Source organism: Streptomyces antibioticus (assembly GCF_002019855.1).
GTDB classification, from domain to species: Bacteria; Actinomycetota; Actinomycetes; order Streptomycetales; family Streptomycetaceae; genus Streptomyces; species Streptomyces antibioticus_B.
Genome location: NZ_CM007717.1, coordinates 2,389,288 through 2,405,278, shown reverse-complemented (window position 1 = coordinate 2,405,278; position 15,991 = coordinate 2,389,288). Strand labels below are relative to the sequence as shown.

General features: G+C 74.1%; 17 protein-coding genes. 10 read left to right on the top strand and 7 right to left on the bottom strand.

The features are described from left to right. Positions 1-20 precede the first annotated feature (20 nt). The 9 genes from AFM16_RS10720 (at position 21) to lgt (ending at position 7,010) form a co-directional block, all read left to right on the top strand. On the top strand, positions 21-671 hold the full coding sequence (locus AFM16_RS10720) for a TIGR02234 family membrane protein (protein ID WP_030794018.1): 651 nt from the start codon (positions 21-23) through the stop codon (positions 669-671). Between the two features lie 186 nt (positions 672-857). Further along, entirely contained in the window at positions 858-1,115 is a 258-nt protein-coding gene (locus AFM16_RS10715; RefSeq protein WP_030794015.1) for an HGxxPAAW family protein, read from the top strand. A gap of 96 nt (positions 1,116-1,211) precedes the next feature. Then, entirely contained in the window at positions 1,212-1,646 is a 435-nt protein-coding gene (locus AFM16_RS10710) for a DUF2752 domain-containing protein (protein ID WP_030794012.1), read from the top strand. A 156-nt stretch (positions 1,647-1,802) separates the two neighbouring features. Beyond that, a complete protein-coding gene (gene trpC, locus AFM16_RS10705; RefSeq protein WP_030794008.1) occupies positions 1,803-2,612 on the top strand; it encodes an indole-3-glycerol phosphate synthase TrpC in 810 nt (269 codons plus the stop codon). Between the two features lie 21 nt (positions 2,613-2,633). Then, the gene (gene trpM, locus AFM16_RS40630) at positions 2,634-2,831 is read left to right on the top strand and encodes a tryptophan biosynthesis modulator TrpM (protein WP_078633161.1); all 198 of its coding nucleotides are present in this window, start codon (positions 2,634-2,636) and stop codon (positions 2,829-2,831) included. A 77-nt stretch (positions 2,832-2,908) separates the two neighbouring features. After that, positions 2,909-4,192, top strand: a complete 1,284-nt coding sequence (gene trpB, locus AFM16_RS10695; protein ID WP_030794006.1) for a tryptophan synthase subunit beta — start codon at positions 2,909-2,911, stop codon at positions 4,190-4,192. Beyond that, the gene (gene trpA / locus AFM16_RS10690) at positions 4,189-5,007 is read left to right on the top strand and encodes a tryptophan synthase subunit alpha (RefSeq protein WP_078633160.1); all 819 of its coding nucleotides are present in this window, start codon (positions 4,189-4,191) and stop codon (positions 5,005-5,007) included. Before trpB ends, trpA begins: the two co-directional genes overlap by 4 nt. A 102-nt stretch (positions 5,008-5,109) precedes the next feature. Further along, entirely contained in the window at positions 5,110-5,886 is a 777-nt protein-coding gene (locus AFM16_RS10685) for a thioredoxin domain-containing protein (protein ID WP_030794002.1), read from the top strand. Positions 5,887-5,990: 104 nt separating this feature from the next. Beyond that, positions 5,991-7,010, top strand: a complete 1,020-nt coding sequence (gene lgt, locus AFM16_RS10680) for a prolipoprotein diacylglyceryl transferase (RefSeq protein WP_078633159.1) — start codon at positions 5,991-5,993, stop codon at positions 7,008-7,010. A 72-nt stretch (positions 7,011-7,082) separates the two neighbouring features. Here the strand turns inward: lgt and AFM16_RS10675 are convergent, their stop codons facing one another. Genes AFM16_RS10675 through AFM16_RS10645 form a run of 7 tightly spaced genes read right to left on the bottom strand, consistent with a single transcriptional unit; the run spans position 7,083 to position 14,900 of the window. Beyond that, entirely contained in the window at positions 7,083-7,913 is an 831-nt protein-coding gene (locus AFM16_RS10675) for an HpcH/HpaI aldolase/citrate lyase family protein (RefSeq protein ID WP_078633158.1), read from the bottom strand. Continuing rightward, entirely contained in the window at positions 7,910-9,148 is a 1,239-nt protein-coding gene (locus AFM16_RS10670; protein ID WP_078633157.1) for a CaiB/BaiF CoA transferase family protein, read from the bottom strand. The genes AFM16_RS10675 and AFM16_RS10670 overlap by 4 nt, the downstream gene beginning before the upstream one ends. Next, positions 9,145-10,038, bottom strand: a complete 894-nt coding sequence (gene rbsK / locus AFM16_RS10665; protein ID WP_030793991.1) for a ribokinase — start codon at positions 10,036-10,038, stop codon at positions 9,145-9,147. Before rbsK ends, AFM16_RS10670 begins: the two co-directional genes overlap by 4 nt. Beyond that, positions 10,035-11,420: an ADP-ribosylglycohydrolase family protein gene (locus AFM16_RS10660; RefSeq protein WP_078633156.1), complete on the bottom strand. Its 1,386-nt coding sequence runs from the start codon at positions 11,418-11,420 to the stop codon at positions 10,035-10,037. The genes rbsK and AFM16_RS10660 overlap by 4 nt, the downstream gene beginning before the upstream one ends. Next, entirely contained in the window at positions 11,408-12,586 is a 1,179-nt protein-coding gene (locus AFM16_RS10655; RefSeq protein ID WP_078633155.1) for an ADP-ribosylglycohydrolase family protein, read from the bottom strand. Before AFM16_RS10655 ends, AFM16_RS10660 begins: the two co-directional genes overlap by 13 nt. Before the next feature lie 8 nt (positions 12,587-12,594). Continuing rightward, on the bottom strand, positions 12,595-13,833 hold the full coding sequence (locus AFM16_RS10650; protein WP_245177672.1) for an ADP-ribosylglycohydrolase family protein: 1,239 nt from the start codon (positions 13,831-13,833) through the stop codon (positions 12,595-12,597). After that, complete coding sequence (locus tag AFM16_RS10645; protein WP_078633154.1) at positions 13,830-14,900, bottom strand: ADP-ribosylglycohydrolase family protein; 1,071 nt, start codon at positions 14,898-14,900, stop codon at positions 13,830-13,832. Before AFM16_RS10645 ends, AFM16_RS10650 begins: the two co-directional genes overlap by 4 nt. A gap of 276 nt (positions 14,901-15,176) precedes the next feature. Here AFM16_RS10645 and AFM16_RS10640 point away from each other — a divergent pair, with 276 nt between their 5' ends. After that, the gene (locus AFM16_RS10640) at positions 15,177-15,908 is read left to right on the top strand and encodes a VIT1/CCC1 transporter family protein (RefSeq protein ID WP_078633153.1); all 732 of its coding nucleotides are present in this window, start codon (positions 15,177-15,179) and stop codon (positions 15,906-15,908) included. Positions 15,909-15,991: the final 83 nt, after the last annotated feature.

Below are 15,991 nucleotides of genomic sequence, written 5' to 3'. Positions count from 1 at the left end.
CGCCCGGGGTTCAGGCGATAGTGGTCTACGTGACTGCTGCCGTACCTCCCCCCCGATCCGAAGCCGCCCCCACGCGGTCCGGCCGCCGCAGCCTCGCCCTCGCGCTGCTGAGCGGTGCGCTGGGCGCGGCCATGGCCCTGCTGTCCACCCGGCAGCCCTGGTCGAAGGGCTGGGCCTCGGTGCCCGGCGGCGCCTTCCGGCTGACCGCCGACGGCAGTGACGTCACCGGCGTCCCCGCCGCGCTCGCGATAGTGGGCCTCGCCGCGCTCGTCGCCGTCTTCGCCGTGCGCCGCACCGGCCGCCTCGCCGTCTCCGTCCTGCTGACGCTCTCCGGCGCCGGCATCGTCACCGCCGCCCTGCTCGGCGCCGGCGACAACTCCGCGCTCGACGAGCAGGCCGCCAAGGTGTCCGGCGACACCTCGGCCACCGTCGCCTCCTTCGGCTACACCGCCTGGCCCTTCGCCGCGGTCGCCGGCGGCGCCCTGATCCTGCTGGCCGGCCTGCTCGCCCTGCGCTACGGCAACCGCTGGCCCGGCATGTCCGGCCGCTACGAGCGCGACGGCACCCCCCGCCCGCGCCGCGCCGCCCGGCCCGCCGACCCGGAGCGGCCCGAGGAGATGTGGAAGGCCCTGGACCGCGGCGAGGACCCCACCCGCCCCGACCCGGCGTGAGCACCGGGTCGCGCGCGGTGCGCGCCCGCCTCTCGATGTGGTGAATCAGACGCGACCGCGGGCCACCCCCGCGTCCGGTACGCCCGCGCGTACGGGACAATGGACGACGAACGTCCGGCCAGGACACGTACGGGACGCGCCCACCGGGCCGGCCCCTACAACCCCGACAGCAATGAGGAGCAAGCAATGGCGGGCAGCAGCCACGGACACACCCCGGCCGCCTGGACCGGTGTCATCATCGCCTTCATCGGTTTCTGCGTCTCGGGCGCGTTCATGGTGATGGCCCAGCCGGTGGGCTTCTGGGCCGGCATGGTCATCGTGGCCCTCGGCGGTGTGGTCGGCGGCGCCATGCGCATGGCGGGCCTGGGCCAGCCGCGCGAGACCCACCGCCCCGCGGCGAAGGTCGTCACCGCGACCCGTGAGCCGGCCGGCGCCGAGAGCTGAGCGGACTCCCGACGACAGCTTCGCAGGACCTCGTGAGGGGCGGCCGGTGTCACACCGGCCGCCCCTCACGCGCGCGTGGCCGCACCGCGAGGCACAATGCGAGGCGTGAACGCCGACAGCCAGCGGGTGACGTCAACGGTCGCGGGACGGCTCGCCGTACCCGCCGGGATCCTCGCGGCCGTCGCCGGGGCCTTCGCCTACGTCGGCGCCGTCGACCCCAACGAACCCGGCCACTACCCGGTCTGCCCGCTGCTGCGGCTCACCGGCCTGTACTGCCCCGGCTGCGGCGGACTGCGCAGCGCGTACGCCGTCGCGCACGGTGACCTCGGCGCCGCCCTGCACGCCAACGCGATGGCCGTCGTCGGCTATCTGGGGTTCGCCGTGCTGTGGACCGTCTGGGTGGTCCGCGCGGCCCGCGGACGCCCGGTCCGGCTCGACCTGACACCCGTCCGGCTGTGGACGCTCGGCGCGTTGCTGCTGGTCTTCACGGTGGTCCGCAACCTGCCGTTCGGCGGCTGGCTCCATCCCTGACCGGGCCGGAGAACGTCCAGGTGGTGGGACCGGCGTCAACCGGATGTGAGGGCTTCGCCTTCTGGCGGATACCATCGCAGTGACCATCTGTTCCATTCGTTCCCTGGTCGCTGGATCGCTCAGCCGACCGTCAACCCTCGGAAGGGGGCCGCTCGCGTGAGTGTGCTCGACGAGATCATCGACGGAGTCCGTGCCGACCTCGCGGAGCGGCAGGCGCGCGTCAGCCTCGACGAGCTGAAGGAGCGCGCGGCGAAGGCCCCCGCCGCCAAGGACGGCGCGGCCGCCCTGCGCGGCGACGGCGTCAAGGTGATCTGCGAGGTCAAGCGGTCCAGCCCCTCCAAGGGCGCGCTGGCCGCCATCGCCGACCCGGCCGGACTGGCCGCCGACTACGAGGCGGGCGGCGCCGCCGTCATCTCCGTCCTCACCGAACAGCGCCGCTTCGGCGGCTCCCTCGCCGACCTGGAGGCGGTCCGCGCGCGGGTGGACATCCCCGTGCTGCGCAAGGACTTCATCGTCACCTCGTACCAGCTCTGGGAGGCCCGCGCGTACGGCGCCGACCTCGCGCTGCTGATCGTCGCCGCCCTCGACCAGCCGGCCCTGGAGTCCCTCATCGAGCGGGCCGTCTCCATCGGCCTCACCCCGCTCGTCGAGGTGCACGACGAGGAGGAGGTCGAGCGCGCGGTGGACGCGGGCGCCAAGGTCATCGGTGTCAACGCCCGCAACCTCAAGACCCTCAAGGTCGACCGCTCCACCTTCGAGCGGGTCGCCCCCGAGATCCCCGCCCACCTCGTCAAGATCGCCGAGTCGGGCATCCGCGGCCCGCACGACCTGATCGCGTACGCCAACGCCGGCGCCGACGCCGTCCTGGTCGGCGAGTCCCTGGTCACCGGCAAGGACCCCAAGTCCGCGGTCTCCGACCTGGTGGCGGCGGGCGAGCACCCGGCCCTCCGGCACGGCCGCGGCTGATCCTTCGCTAGGCTTGCCCCGATGACTCCCACCATGACGACCGTGGACCGGTACGCCCGCCTCGCGCGCGGCTGCCGCCCCCGTGGCTGCCGAGCCCCGGCGAGGCGCGTCCACGGCCGCCGCGTCCGGTACGTCATCGGCGACGAACCGGGGCAAGTGAACGGCATGCGATGGCAGCAACCCCCCAGGGGCGCGGGGAACTGCGCGACCAGCCACTGACGACCTGAGGCCGTCCCACAACCCCCGCCCCCACGGCGAATCGTGTTTTCCACCAACACTCACCGTGAGGTTTCCGCATGCCCAGCGAGTTCTTCATCCCCGACCCGGAGGGTCAGATCCCCACCGCCGAAGGCTACTTCGGCGCCTACGGCGGCAAGTTCATCCCGGAGGCCCTCGTCGCCGCCGTGGACGAGGTCGCCGTCGAGTACGACAAGGCCAAGCACGACCCCGAATTCGCCCGCGAACTGGACGACCTGCTGGTCCACTACACCGGCCGCCCCAGCTCCCTCACCGAGGTCCCCCGCTTCGCCGCGGAAGCGGGTGGCGCACGGATCTTCCTCAAGCGCGAGGACCTCAACCACACCGGCTCCCACAAGATCAACAACGTGCTGGGTCAGGCGCTGCTCACCAAGCGCATGGGCAAGACCCGGGTGATCGCCGAGACCGGCGCCGGCCAGCACGGCGTCGCCACGGCCACCGCCTGCGCGCTCTTCGGCCTCGACTGCACCATCTACATGGGCGAGATCGACACGCAGCGCCAGGCCCTCAACGTGGCCCGGATGCGCATGCTGGGCGCCGAGGTCGTCGCGGTGAAGTCCGGCAGCCGCACCCTCAAGGACGCCATCAACGAGGCGTTCCGCGACTGGGTCGCGAACGTCGACCACACCCACTACCTGTTCGGCACGGTCGCCGGTCCCCACCCCTTCCCGGCGATGGTCCGCGACTTCCACCGGGTCATCGGCGTCGAGGCCCGCCGCCAGATCCTGGAGAGCGCCGGACGGCTGCCCGACGCGGCGATCGCCTGTGTCGGCGGCGGTTCCAACGCCATCGGCCTCTTCCACGCCTTCATCCCCGACACCGGGGTGCGCCTGATCGGCTGCGAGCCGGCCGGACACGGCGTCGAGACCGGCGAGCACGCGGCGACCCTGACCGCGGGCGAGCCCGGCATCCTGCACGGCTCCCGCTCCTACGTCCTCCAGGACGACGAGGGCCAGATCACCGAGCCGTACTCCATCTCGGCCGGTCTGGACTACCCGGGCATCGGCCCCGAGCACTCCTACCTCAAGGACTCCGGCCGCGGTGAGTACCGCGCGGTCACCGACGACGCGGCCATGCAGGCGCTGCGCCTGCTCTCGCGCACCGAGGGCATCATCCCGGCCATCGAGTCCGCGCACGCCCTGGCCGGCGCCCTGGAGGTCGGCAGGGAACTGGGCCCGGACGGGCTGATCGTGGTCAACCTGTCCGGCCGCGGCGACAAGGACATGGACACCGCCGCCCGCTACTTCGGGCTGTACGACACCGACGCCGAGGTCGCCGCCGACGCGGCCGCCACCGCCGAGATCGAGGGGGACGCCAAGTGAGCGGCAACATCCGGCTGTTGAGCGACACCCTCTCCGCGGCGAAGGCCGAGGACCGGGCCGCGCTGATCGCCTATCTGCCGGCCGGGTTCCCGACCGTGGACGGCGGCATCGAGGCGATCAAGGCCGTCTTCGACGGCGGCGCCGACGTCGTCGAGGTGGGGCTGCCGCACAGCGACCCCGTCCTGGACGGCCCCGTCATCCAGACCGCCGACGACATCGCCCTGCGCGGCGGGGTACGGATCGCCGACGTGCTGCGGACGGTCCGCGAGGCGCACACGGCCACCGGGAAGCCGGTGCTCGTGATGACGTACTGGAACCCGATCGACCGTTACGGCGTCGAGCGGTTCACCGCCGAACTCGCCGAGGCGGGCGGCGCGGGCTGCATCCTGCCCGACCTGCCGGTGCAGGAGTCGGCGCTGTGGCGCGAGCACGCCGAGAAGCACGGCCTGGCGACGGTCTTCGTGGTCGCGCCGAGCAGCAAGGACGAGCGGCTCGGCACGATCACCGCGGCGGGCAGCGGCTTCGTCTACGCCGCCTCGCTGATGGGCGTCACCGGCACCCGTGAGTCGGTCGGCGCGCAGGCCCAGGACCTGGTCGAACGCACCCGGGCCACCGGCAGCGGCCTGCCCGTCTGCGTCGGCCTCGGCGTCTCCGACGCCCGGCAAGCCGCCGAGGTGGCGGGCTTCGCCGACGGGGTGATCGTCGGCTCGGCCTTCGTCAAGCGGATGCTGGACGCGCCGGACCACGCGGCCGGGATCGCGGCGGTCCGCGACCTCGCGGCCGATCTGGCCAAGGGCGTGCGCCGCCAGGTGTGAGCCGGGCGGTGTGAGCCGGGCGGTGTGAAGGACACGGTCACCCGTACGGGTGGACCTGGGACCGGGGAGGCGCAATGCGCCTCCCCGGTTCGTTCTGGGGGTGTGAGCGAGAAGAATCGTGACGGAAAGCGCAACGCCCGGGAGCGGCTGGCGGCGGAGCGCGAGAAGCAGAAGGCCGCGGAGCGGCGGCGGCGCACCCTGATCGTCGCCGCGAGCGTCGTCTGCGTGCTGGGCCTGGCCGCCGTGATCGGCATCGTCGCCGCCAACGCCGGGAAGGACGACGACAGCGCGGACGCGGGTCCGGTCGTCGCCCCCTCGGGGGCCCAGGGCAAGGACGCCCTGGCGATCCCCGTCGGCAAGGACGACGCCAAGTCCACGCTCACCGTGTGGGAGGACTTCCGCTGCCCGGCCTGCAAGGCGTTCGAGGCGGCGTACCGGCCGACGATCCATGAGCTGACCGAGTCCGGACAGCTCAGAGTCGAGTACCACCTGGTGACCCTGATCGACGGCAACATGGGCGGCAGCGGCTCGCGCAACGCGGCCAACGCCGCGGCCTGCGCGCAGAACGCCGGGAAGTTCCCCGCCTACCACGACGTGCTCTTCGAGAACCAGCCCGAGGAAACCGACGACGCGTTCGCGGAGAACGACAAGCTGATCGAGCTGGCCGGCAAGGTCGACGGCCTCGACACCCCCGAGTTCCGTACGTGTGTCGAGAAGGGCACGCACAACAGCTGGGTCGCGAAGTCCAACCAGGCGTTCCAGGACGGCCGCTTCGGCGGTACCCCCACCGTCCTGTTCAACGGCAAGAACATCTACCAGGACCAGTCGATGACCCCGGCGAAGCTGAAGCAGATGGTGGAGGAGGCCAACCAGGGGTGAGCGCGGGCGGGCGGGGGTGAGAGGTTTTCTCACCCGCCCGTTATGGAGCCGTAGCCGGGCTGCCCGCCGTGCGCCCGGTCCGGCACGGTAGCGTCGACCCTGCCATGGAACTTGCCTACATTCCCAGCCCGTCGCGCGGGGTGCTGTACCTCGGCCCCATTCCGCTGCGCGGCTACGCGTTCTGCATCATCATCGGCGTCTTCGTCGCGGTCTGGCTCGGCAACAGGCGCTGGATCGCCCGGGGCGGGCGGGCCGGGACGGTCGCCGACATCGCCGTCTGGGCGGTGCCCTTCGGCCTCGTCGGCGGCCGCCTCTACCACGTGATCACGGACTACGAGCTGTACTTCAGCGAGGGCCGTGACTGGGTGGACGCCTTCAAGGTCTGGGAGGGCGGCCTCGGTATCTGGGGCGCGATCGCGCTCGGCGCGGTGGGCGCCTGGATCGGCTGCCGCCGCCGGGGCATCGCCCTGCCCGCGTACGCCGACGCCATCGCGCCCGGTATCGCGCTCGCCCAGGCGATCGGCCGCTGGGGCAACTGGTTCAACCAGGAGCTGTACGGCAAGGCGACCGACCTGCCGTGGGCCCTGCACATCACGTCCTCGACCGACGGCCGGCTGCCCGGGTACTACCACCCGACGTTCCTGTACGAGTCGCTGTGGTGCATCGGTGTCGCCCTGCTCGTCATCTGGGCCGACCGCCGCTTCAAGCTCGGGCACGGGCGGGCGTTCGCGCTGTACGTCGCCGCGTACTGCGCCGGGCGCGGGTGGATCGAGTACATGCGGATCGACGACGCCCACCACGTCCTGGGCCTGCGGCTGAACGTCTGGACCGCGATCGTGGTGTTCGTGCTGGCGGTGACGTACATCGTGGTGTCGGCGAAGAAGCGGCCGGGCCGCGAGGAGATCGTGGAGCCGGGCGCCGCCGAGGACGGCTCCGACGCGGGGACCGACGGCGAGTCCGTGAAGTCCGAGGAGCCGGCCGACGCGAAGGCCGAGTCCGAGTCCGGCGCCGCCGCCGAGTCCGGCACCGAGGCGGCCCTCAAGGACGAGGAGAAGTCCGAGGCCGCCGACGACACCGCGGACAAGACCGCCGACGAGACCGAGTCCGCCGGCAAGAAGAGCTGAGCCGACGCGGTCGTACGACGCACAGGGCGCCCGGGGTCACCCCGGGCGCCCTTGTCGTACACGGTGCGCGGGTCAGCGTCGGCGGGCCAGGGACAGGGTGCGGTGGGCCGCCGCGACCACCGCCGCGTCGATGAACCTGCCGTCCGGCAGGGCCTGCGCGCCCGGCTCCACGGCCGCCGCCTTGACGACGGTCTCCGCCTCCTCCAGCTCCTGTTCGGTGGGCAGATAGGCCCGCTCGATGATCGGGAGCTGCCGGGGGTGGATCGCGGCGCGGCCCAGGAAGCCGAGGGTGCGGCCGTGGGCGCAGGACGCGGCGAGCCCGTTGAGGTCCCGGGTGTCGGGGTGCACGGACTGCGGCGGCGGGTTCAGGCCCGCGGCCCGCGCGGCGACGACCACCCGCGAGCGCGACCAGTCCAGGCCCGCGTCGTCGCGGATCCCGAGGTCGGCCCGGAGATCGGCCTCGCCGAGGGCGATCCCGCGCAGCGCCGGGTGCGCGGCGGCGATGGGGTAGGCGTGTTCGACGCCCAGCGCGCTCTCCAGCAGGGCGTAGAGGGGCGGGGCCCCGCCGCCCGCCGGGGCGAGCCGCTCCGCGAGCCGGGTGATCTGGGCGGGGGAGACCACCTTGGGCAGCCGCAGCCCGCGGACGCCGGGGAGGGCGGCGACGGCGTCCAGATCGGCGCCGGCCAGCGGTCCGTCGAGGGCGTTGACCCGGACGTGCACCGGCACCGGCTGGGGGTCGGAGAGCCGTTCGGCGGTGGCCGCGCGGGCGTACTCCTTGCGGTCGGGGGCGACCGCGTCCTCCAGGTCGATGATGACGACGTCGGCGCCGCAGGTGAGCGCCTTGCTGACGATGTGCGGCCGGTCCCCGGGGACGTAGAGCCAGGTCAGCGGGGTGGGGATCACAGGGCGCCCTCCGCGCGCAGGGCCGCGAGGTCGGCGCCCGTCAGGCCTAGCTCGGTCAGGACGGACTCGGTGTCGGCGCCGTGCGGGCGGCCCGCCCAGCGGATCGCGCCGGGGGTGGCGGAGAGCCGGAAGAGCACGTTCTGCATCCGCAGCGCGCCCAGCTCCGGGTCGTCCACGGCGGCGATCGTGCCGAGAGCCTGGTACTGGGGGTCGGCCATCACGTCCCGGACGTCCTGGACCGGGGCGACGGCCGCCTCGGCCTTCTCGAAGGCGGCGAGCACCTCGGTGCGGGGGCGGGCGGCGATCCAGGTGCCGACCGCCTCGTCCAGGACGTCGGTGTGGGCGGCGCGTTCGGCGCCGGTCGCGAACCACGGTTCGTCGATCAGCTCGGGGCGTCCGACCAGCCGCAACACGCGTTCGGCGACCGACTGCGCCGAGGTGGAGACGGCGACCCAGGTGCCGTCGGCGGTGCGGTAGGTGTTGCGCGGGGCGTTGTTCGCGGAGCGGTTGCCGGTGCGTTTCTGCACATGGCCGAGCTGGTCGTACCAGAGCAGATGGGGGCCGAGGACCATCAGGATCGGTTCGATGAGGGCCATGTCCACGACCTGGCCCTCGCCGGTGCGGTCGCGGGCGGCCAGGGCGGTCATCACGGCGTAGGCGGTGGCCAGGCCCGCGATGGAGTCGGCGAGTCCGAACGGCGGCAGGACCGGGGGCGCGTCCGGTTCGCCGGTGATCGCGGCGAAGCCGCTCATCGCCTCGGCGAGGGTGCCGAAGCCGGGCCGGTGGGCGTAGGGGCCGAACTGGCCGAAGCCGGTGACCCGGGTGAGGACGAGCCGCGGGTTGGCGGCCGACAGCTCCTCCCAGCCGAGGTCCCACTTCTCCAGGGTGCCGGGGCGGAAGTTCTCCACGATCACATCGGCGCTCGCGGCGAGCCGCAGCAGGGTGGCGCGGCCGCCGGGGGTGGAGAGGTTCAGCGTGATCGTGCGCTTGTTGCGGCCGAGGTGCTTCCACCACAGGCCGACGCCGTCCTTGGACGGGCCGTGCCCGCGGGACGGGTCGGGCCGCTCCGGGTGCTCGACCTTGATCACCTCCGCGCCGAAGTCGCCGAGCAGGGTGGCGGCCATGGGTCCGGCGAAGAGGGTGGCCAGATCGAGGACGCGCAGCCCGGTCAGCGGGCCGTCAGGCGGGCTGGTGGGAGGGCCGGCCGGCGGGGTCGTGGCGGCGGGCCCGGTCATGACGCGTACTGCTTGTCGATCTCGGAGCGGTACGGCATCGCGGCGGACGCGCCGGGCCGCTGCACGGAGAGCGCCGCCGCCGCGGCCGCCCAGGCCAGGGCCTCCCGCATGGGCAGATCCTCGCCGCGGGCCACCGCGAGCGCGCCGACGAAGGTGTCGCCCGCGCCGGTGGAGTCGACGGCGGTGACCCGGGGCGCGGGCACCTCGACGGGGTCGGCGCCGCGCGCCAGATAGAGGCTGCCGGCCGCGCCGAGCGTGATCACGACCTCCGGCACGCTCTCCAGCAGGGCCGCGGCCGCCTCGCGCGGGTCGGTGCGGCCGGTGAGGGCGGTGGCCTCGTGCTCGTTGGGGACCAGCAGGTCGACGGCGGCGAGGAGTTCGGGCGGCAGCGGCCGGGCGGGGGCGGGGGTGAGGATCGTCCGGACGCCATGGGCGCGGGCCGCCTCCGCGCCCGCGACGACCGCGGCGAGCGGGACCTCCAACTGGAGCAGCAGCGCGTCGGCGGAGGCGATCAGGCCCTCGTCGCCGGGGGCGAGGTGGTCGACGGTGCCGTTGGCGCCGGGGACGACGACGATCGCGTTGCCGCCCTCGTCGTCCACGACGATGTGCGCGGTGCCGGAGGGGGATTCGACCGTGCGCAGATGGTCGGTGTTCACCCCGGAGTGCTCCAGGGTGGAGCGCAGCCGGGCGCCGAAGGAGTCGTTGCCGACCGCTCCGATCATCGAGACGATGCCGCCCGCGTGGGCCGCGGCGATCGCCTGGTTGGCGCCCTTGCCGCCGGGGATCGTGCGGAACTCCCGTCCGGTGACGGTCTCCCCGCGCTGCGGGGCCTTCTCGACGTACGCGACGAGGTCCATGTTCGTGCTGCCGAGCACGACGATGTCGGTCATGGGCGGGACGCCTCCCGGGGGGTGAGGGACCAGGTGAGATGGGCGAGGGTGTCGAAGCCGGTGCCGTCGAAACCGGCGACGGAGGTGGCCAGTCGGTTCTTGAGCGGGGCCGTCCAGCGGTCGGGGAGGGCGGCGGGCCGGCCGGCGAGGAGACCGGCGACGCTGCCCGCGGTGGCGCCGTTGGAGTCGGTGTCCCAGCCGCCGGACACCGCGCGGCACACCGAGCCGGTGAAGTCGCCGTCGGCGTGGGTGAGGGCGGCGGCGATCAGGGCGGTGTTGGGCACGGCGTGCACCCAGTGGGCGGCCTTGTGCGTGGTGTGGAGTTCGTCCACGACCGTGTCGAAGTCGGCGTGGGTCTCGGCCAGTCGGACGGCGTGGGTGACCGCGCGGGCCAGGCGGGAGCGGGGCGGGATCACGGAGAGCCCGGCGCGCAGACACGTGTGCACGTCGTGGGCCCCCGTGGCCGCGGCCGCGATGACGGCCGCCGTGAACATCGCCGCGTAGACGCCGTTGGCGGTGTGGGTCAAGGCGGCGTCGCGGTACGCCTGTTCGGCCGCGGCGGCCGGGTCGCCGGGGTTGGTCCAGCCGTGGACGTCGGCGCGGATGAGGGCGCCGATCCATTCGCGGAACGGGTTGCGGTGGCGGGCGGTGTGCGGGGGTTCGATGCCGGAGAGCAGATTGCGGTAGGCGACGCGTTCGGCGGTGAAGGTGCGGCCCGCGGGGAGTTCGTCCAGCCAGAGCCGCGCCACGTCGTCGGTGCCGAACGCGCGGCCGTGGCGCTGGAGCAACAGCAGATTCAGCAAGGGGTAGTTGAGGTCGTCGTCCTCCGGCATGCCGTCGATGTTCTCAGCGAGGGAGGTCGATGCCGAGCGGCGGTTCCAGGGATGTTCCTCCAGAAGGTGGTCGGGGACGCCCCGGGCGGTGAAGTAGTCGCCGAGCGGCCAGTTGCCGGCGGCGCGGGCGAGGGCGCGGATGGCGTGCAGCGGGAGTTTCTCCACGGGTTTGCCGAGGAGACAGCCGACGGCCCGGCCCGTCCAGGCGGCCTCCAGCGCGGACCGGTCGGGTCCCGCCGGGGCGGCCGCGGGGGAGCCGGTGCGGTGGTAGGCGGGGGCGCAGAGACGGCGGATGGCGTCCAGTTCGGTCGGTTCGTCGTCGGCCAGTCCGCTCGGCAGGTCGGCCAGTTCGTCCAGCAGGTCCTCGGCGAGCTGCCGCAGATAGCCGGAGACCCGGTGGGCGGAGGCGCCCGCGCGGGCCGGTGCCTGCGGGCCGCCCGCGGCCCGCCAGCGGGCGGCGATCGCCCAGGGCTCACGGCCGTCCTCGGCGGCCTGGCGGAGTTCGTGGCCGAGGAGGTCCTCCGGCTGGACCCAGGTCAGGCGGAGCATCCCGGGCCTCCGAGGAGGGTGGCGAAGGCCGCCTCGCGGGCCCGGTGCGCCTCGGTGTCCCGGGCGAAGATCTGCCGGGTGACCTCGGCGAGGGTGCGGGCGGGCTCCCACAGGTCGAGCCGGTTGGCCTCCGCCACCCGCTTCGACCACTCGTCCGGGACGGGGGAGCCGAGGGCGCCGGCCAGCGCCCCGGCCATCGTGGCGATCGAGTCGCAGTCACGGCCGTAGTTGACCGCGCCGAGCACGGCGTGCCGGTAGTCGCCCGCCGCGACCACCACCATGCCCAGCGCGACGGGGAGTTCCTCGATCGCGTGCAGCCGGGAGGGGCGGCGGGCGCCGAGGGAGGGCCGGCGGTAGTCGGGGCCCACGGTGTCGTACGGCGTCACGGCCCGGCGCAGCGGGAGCAGGGCCGACTCGAAGTCCCGGTGGCGGGACGCCTCTTCGCAGACCGCCTCGATCGCGGCGCGGGTGCCGTCCTTCGCCAGGGCCAGGCAGGCCGCCACCACCGAGTCGACGGTGGCGCCCGGGGCGCAGGCCGCCGCGACCGCCGCCGCGAAGACGCCCGCCGCCTCCCGGCCGTAGGAGGACTGGTGGGCGCCCGCGACGTCCAGCGCCTCGGCGTACGCGCCCGCCGGATCGGCCGCGTTGACCAGGCCGACGGGCGCCATGTACATCGCCGCACCGCAGTTGACGATGTTGCCGTTGCCCGCCTCGCGGGGGTCGACATGGCCGTAGTGGAGGCGCGCGACGAGCCACTTCTCCGCGAGGAAGATCCGCTGGAGGGGGAGCGCCTCCGCCTCCAGTTCCGGGATCCAGCGGGGGTTGGTCATCAGGTCGGGGACCAGGTGGTCGGCGATCGCGTACGCGTCGAGGTGGTCGCGGACCGTGGCGTAGACCCTGATCAGCGCGTGGGTCATCAAGGTGTCGTCGGTGACGTGGCCGTCGCCCTTGTGGTACGGGGCGATGGGGCGGGCGGTGCGCCAGGCGTCGCCGTTCCAGGGGCCGACGATGCCGTGGACGCGGCCGCCGTGCCGCTCGGTGATCTGGTCGGGGGAGTAGCCCTCGACCGGGCCGCCGAGCGCGTCGCCGACGGCCGCGCCGACCAGGGCGCCGGTGATCCGTTCGTCGAGACCCGCCTCAGGGCTTTCTGCTGCTTTGGGCGTCATGCCCCGAATCATCCTCCTGGTGGGGCCGGTTGTGCCGCTTCCAGCAGTTCGGCGAGTTCCACCAGGTCGGTGCCGGTGAGCCGGGGGAGCGCACAGCCGGACAGGGTGCGGCAGGCGTCCCGCCAGGAGGCGGGGATCGCGTCACCGCCGCCCAGCGCGCCGGTGAGGGCGCCCGCCAGCGCCGGGGCGGAGTCCGCCACCCGGGACAGACAGGCCGCCGCCGGGACGGCCTCGGCGACCCGGCCGCCGGAGGCCAGCGCCAGGGCGAGGGCCACCGGGACCGTCTCGGCGGCCGCGATGCCGTAGCTGTAGACGTGGTCGACGATCTGGTGCTCCAGGAGCGGGACCAGCGCGAAGGCGCTGTCGGCGGCGCGCGCCAGCGCCAGCGCGTGCCGGGCGTTGCGGCCGATCTCCGTGCCCTCGGGCAGTTCGGCGAGGGCCGCGTCCGCACAGCTCCCGGGGTCCGCGCCGGCCAGGGCCATGGCGAGCGCGGCGGCCATCGCGCGGGCCCCGTGCACACCGTCGCCGTCCTGGGTGTAGCGGGCGTCGAACTCGGCGAGTTCGGCGGCGAGTCGGGGGTCGCCGGGGTGGGCGACGGCGAGGACGCAGGCGCGTACGCAGGCCGCGTCGTCGAAGAAGTGCGGGTTGTCGTGGCCGGTGGCGGGCGGGCGCAGTCCCGCGGCGAGGTTGCCGAGCCCGGCCCGTACGGAGATCCGGGCGCGCAGCGGCAGCACCGCGGACTCGATCTCCGGGGCCCGGTCGGCGGCGGCCGCGACCTCGCTCGCGACGGCGTTCCAGGTGAGGTCGATGGCGGCGCGCATCCGGCGTTCCCGGCCGAGGTCGCCGAGGACGGTGTCGTCGCCGGCCCGCAGGACGGCCTCCGCCGCGAACGCGGCCCACTCGGCGTCGTCGGAGGGGCCGAGGCGGAGCGGCTCGGGGGGCTGGTTGAGGGCGATGGGGACGGGGAGCGTGGTGGTGGCGTTCTGCTCGGCGAAGGTGTCGAGTTCGCGGGTGAGGCGGCGGGTCCACTCGGGCATCCGGGCGGCGCGGTGCCGGGCGGCCGGCCAGCCGGCGGCGTCACCGGCGGCCAGCCCGAGGAGAAGGCCGCGGATGCGGTGGGGGCGCGGCGGGACGGGTGCGGGTGCGGTGGTGTTCTCGGTGACCGCCGGTGTCCGCGGCTCCTCCGTGAGGGTGCCGCCCTGCGGCTGCGCCGTCGTGCCCTCGTCCCAGGGTCCCGGTGGTCTCATCGGACGCTCTCCTTCTCGGGGGCCGAAGCCGAAGCCGGGGCCGGGGCCGCCGGGGCGGGCGGCAGCAGGCTGGAGACGAGGTCCTCCGCGACCACGCCCTCGCCCCACTTGCCGCCCTCGCCCGGCACCAGCAGTTCGGCCACGTCCAGGACGTGGTGTCCGGCCATCGACGGCAGACAGGTGCCGCGCGCCGGTCCGATCGCCGCCGCCCAGTGGGCCGGGACGGCGGCGACCCCCTGGGTGGCCCCGGCCAGCGCGCCCGCGACCGCCGCCGTGGTGTCGGCGTCGCGGCCCATGTTGACGGCGGTGAGGACGGCCTGGGTGAAGTCGCCGTCGGCCGACGCGTACGCGCCGAAGGCGAGGGCCACGGCCTCGGGGGCGAGGTCGGTCCAGGGGTAGCCGCCGATGACGACGGCGGAGCGGACGGCGCGTTCGCCGCGGTGGGCGACCGCCACGGCCCGGCGCAGCGAGCGGGCCGTCCAGGAGTCCTCGGGGACGACGGCCAGCGCGGAGGCGATCACGGCGCTCGGCGGGGCGCCCGCCATCGCCGCCGCCACTCCGGCCGCGACCGCCTGGCCGCCGTAGATGCCCTCGCCGTCGTGGCTCACCGACCCGTCGACGGCGACCAGCCGGGCCGCCTCCGCGGGGCGGCCCGACGCGAACACGCCGAAGGGGGCGGCGCGCATCGCCAGGCCGTCGCTCCAGGCGTGCCGGTGCTGGGCGGAGATCGGGGCGGCCAGGCCCCGGCGCAGGTTCTCCAGGGTGCCGCGCTCGCTGAACCCGGCGCCGCGGAAGGGGCCCTCGTCGCGGTCGGCGATCCACTGGTGCCAGGCCGCCTCCACATGGGCGGGGGTGAGGGCCGAGCCGTGCCGGGCGAGCAGCAGACCGGAGAAGATCGCGTACTCGGTGTCGTCCGTGCCGGCCGGCCGGTCCGCCACATAGCCGGTGATACGGCCCCAGCGGGCCCGGATCTCGGACGGCTTCAGGTTCTCGGCCGGGGCGCCGAGGGCGTCTCCCACGGCGAGGCCCAGCAGGGCGCCGCGGGCCCGTTCACGGATGGATGCCATGCGCGGCCTTTCCTCCACAGGGCCGCTCGGGGCGCGGATCCCTTTGCGGATGTGTCCCACCGTCGGCGGTTGACCTGAGCCTCGCGGCCCCTCATGTCACCCGGTCGACATCTGTGCGGGCTCTTGATCGAATGAGCGCTCGATGACAAAAGCGCAGGTTAGCGCAGCCTTGCTTTGCTGGCGGCGGGGCGCCCGGGGGCGTATCTTGGTGGCCGTAAGGAATTAGACTCCGTCTAAAGTTAGCTTTGGCTCAGCTTACTCAGGGGGATGCAACCCGTGGCCGTCATCGAGACCGAGGCGTCGCTCCACGCGGCGCACCGCGACAACCACACCCACCGCGATGTGAACGGCGGCTGGCTGCGCCCCGCCGTCTTCGGCGCGATGGACGGTCTGGTCTCCAACCTCGCCCTGATGACCGGTGTCGCCGGCGGGGACATCGGCCGGCAGGGGCTCGTGCTGACCGGACTCGCCGGACTCGCGGCCGGCGCCTTCTCCATGGCGGCCGGCGAGTACACCTCCGTCGCCTCCCAGCGCGAGCTGGTCGAGGCCGAGCTGGACGTCGAGCGCCGTGAGCTGCGCCGGTACCCCAAGGACGAGGAGGCGGAGCTGGCCGCGCTCTACGAGACCCGGGGTGTCGACCCCGACCTGGCCCGGCAGGTCGCCCGGCAGTTGTCGCGCGATCCCGAACAGGCACTGGAGATCCACGCCCGCGAGGAACTGGGCATCGACCCCTCCGACCTGCCCTCGCCGCTGGTCGCGGCCGTGTCGAGCTTCGGGGCGTTCGCGCTCGGCGCGCTGCTGCCCGTCCTGCCGTATCTGCTCGGCGCGAGCGCGCTGTGGCCGGCCGTGCTGCTGGCGCTCCTCGGACTCTTCGGCTGTGGTGCGGTCGTGGCGCGGGTGACCGCGCGAACCTGGTGGTTCAGCGGACTGCGGCAGCTCGCCCTGGGCGGCGCGGCGGCCGGTGTGACCTATGCCCTGGGGCATCTGTTCGGAACGGCCGTAGGATAGCTCCACCGCTACTTATGCGATGGGCCGCATAAGTAGCCGTTACTGATGGGTTTCGACCGCTTGACCAGCGGGCAAGAGCCGTA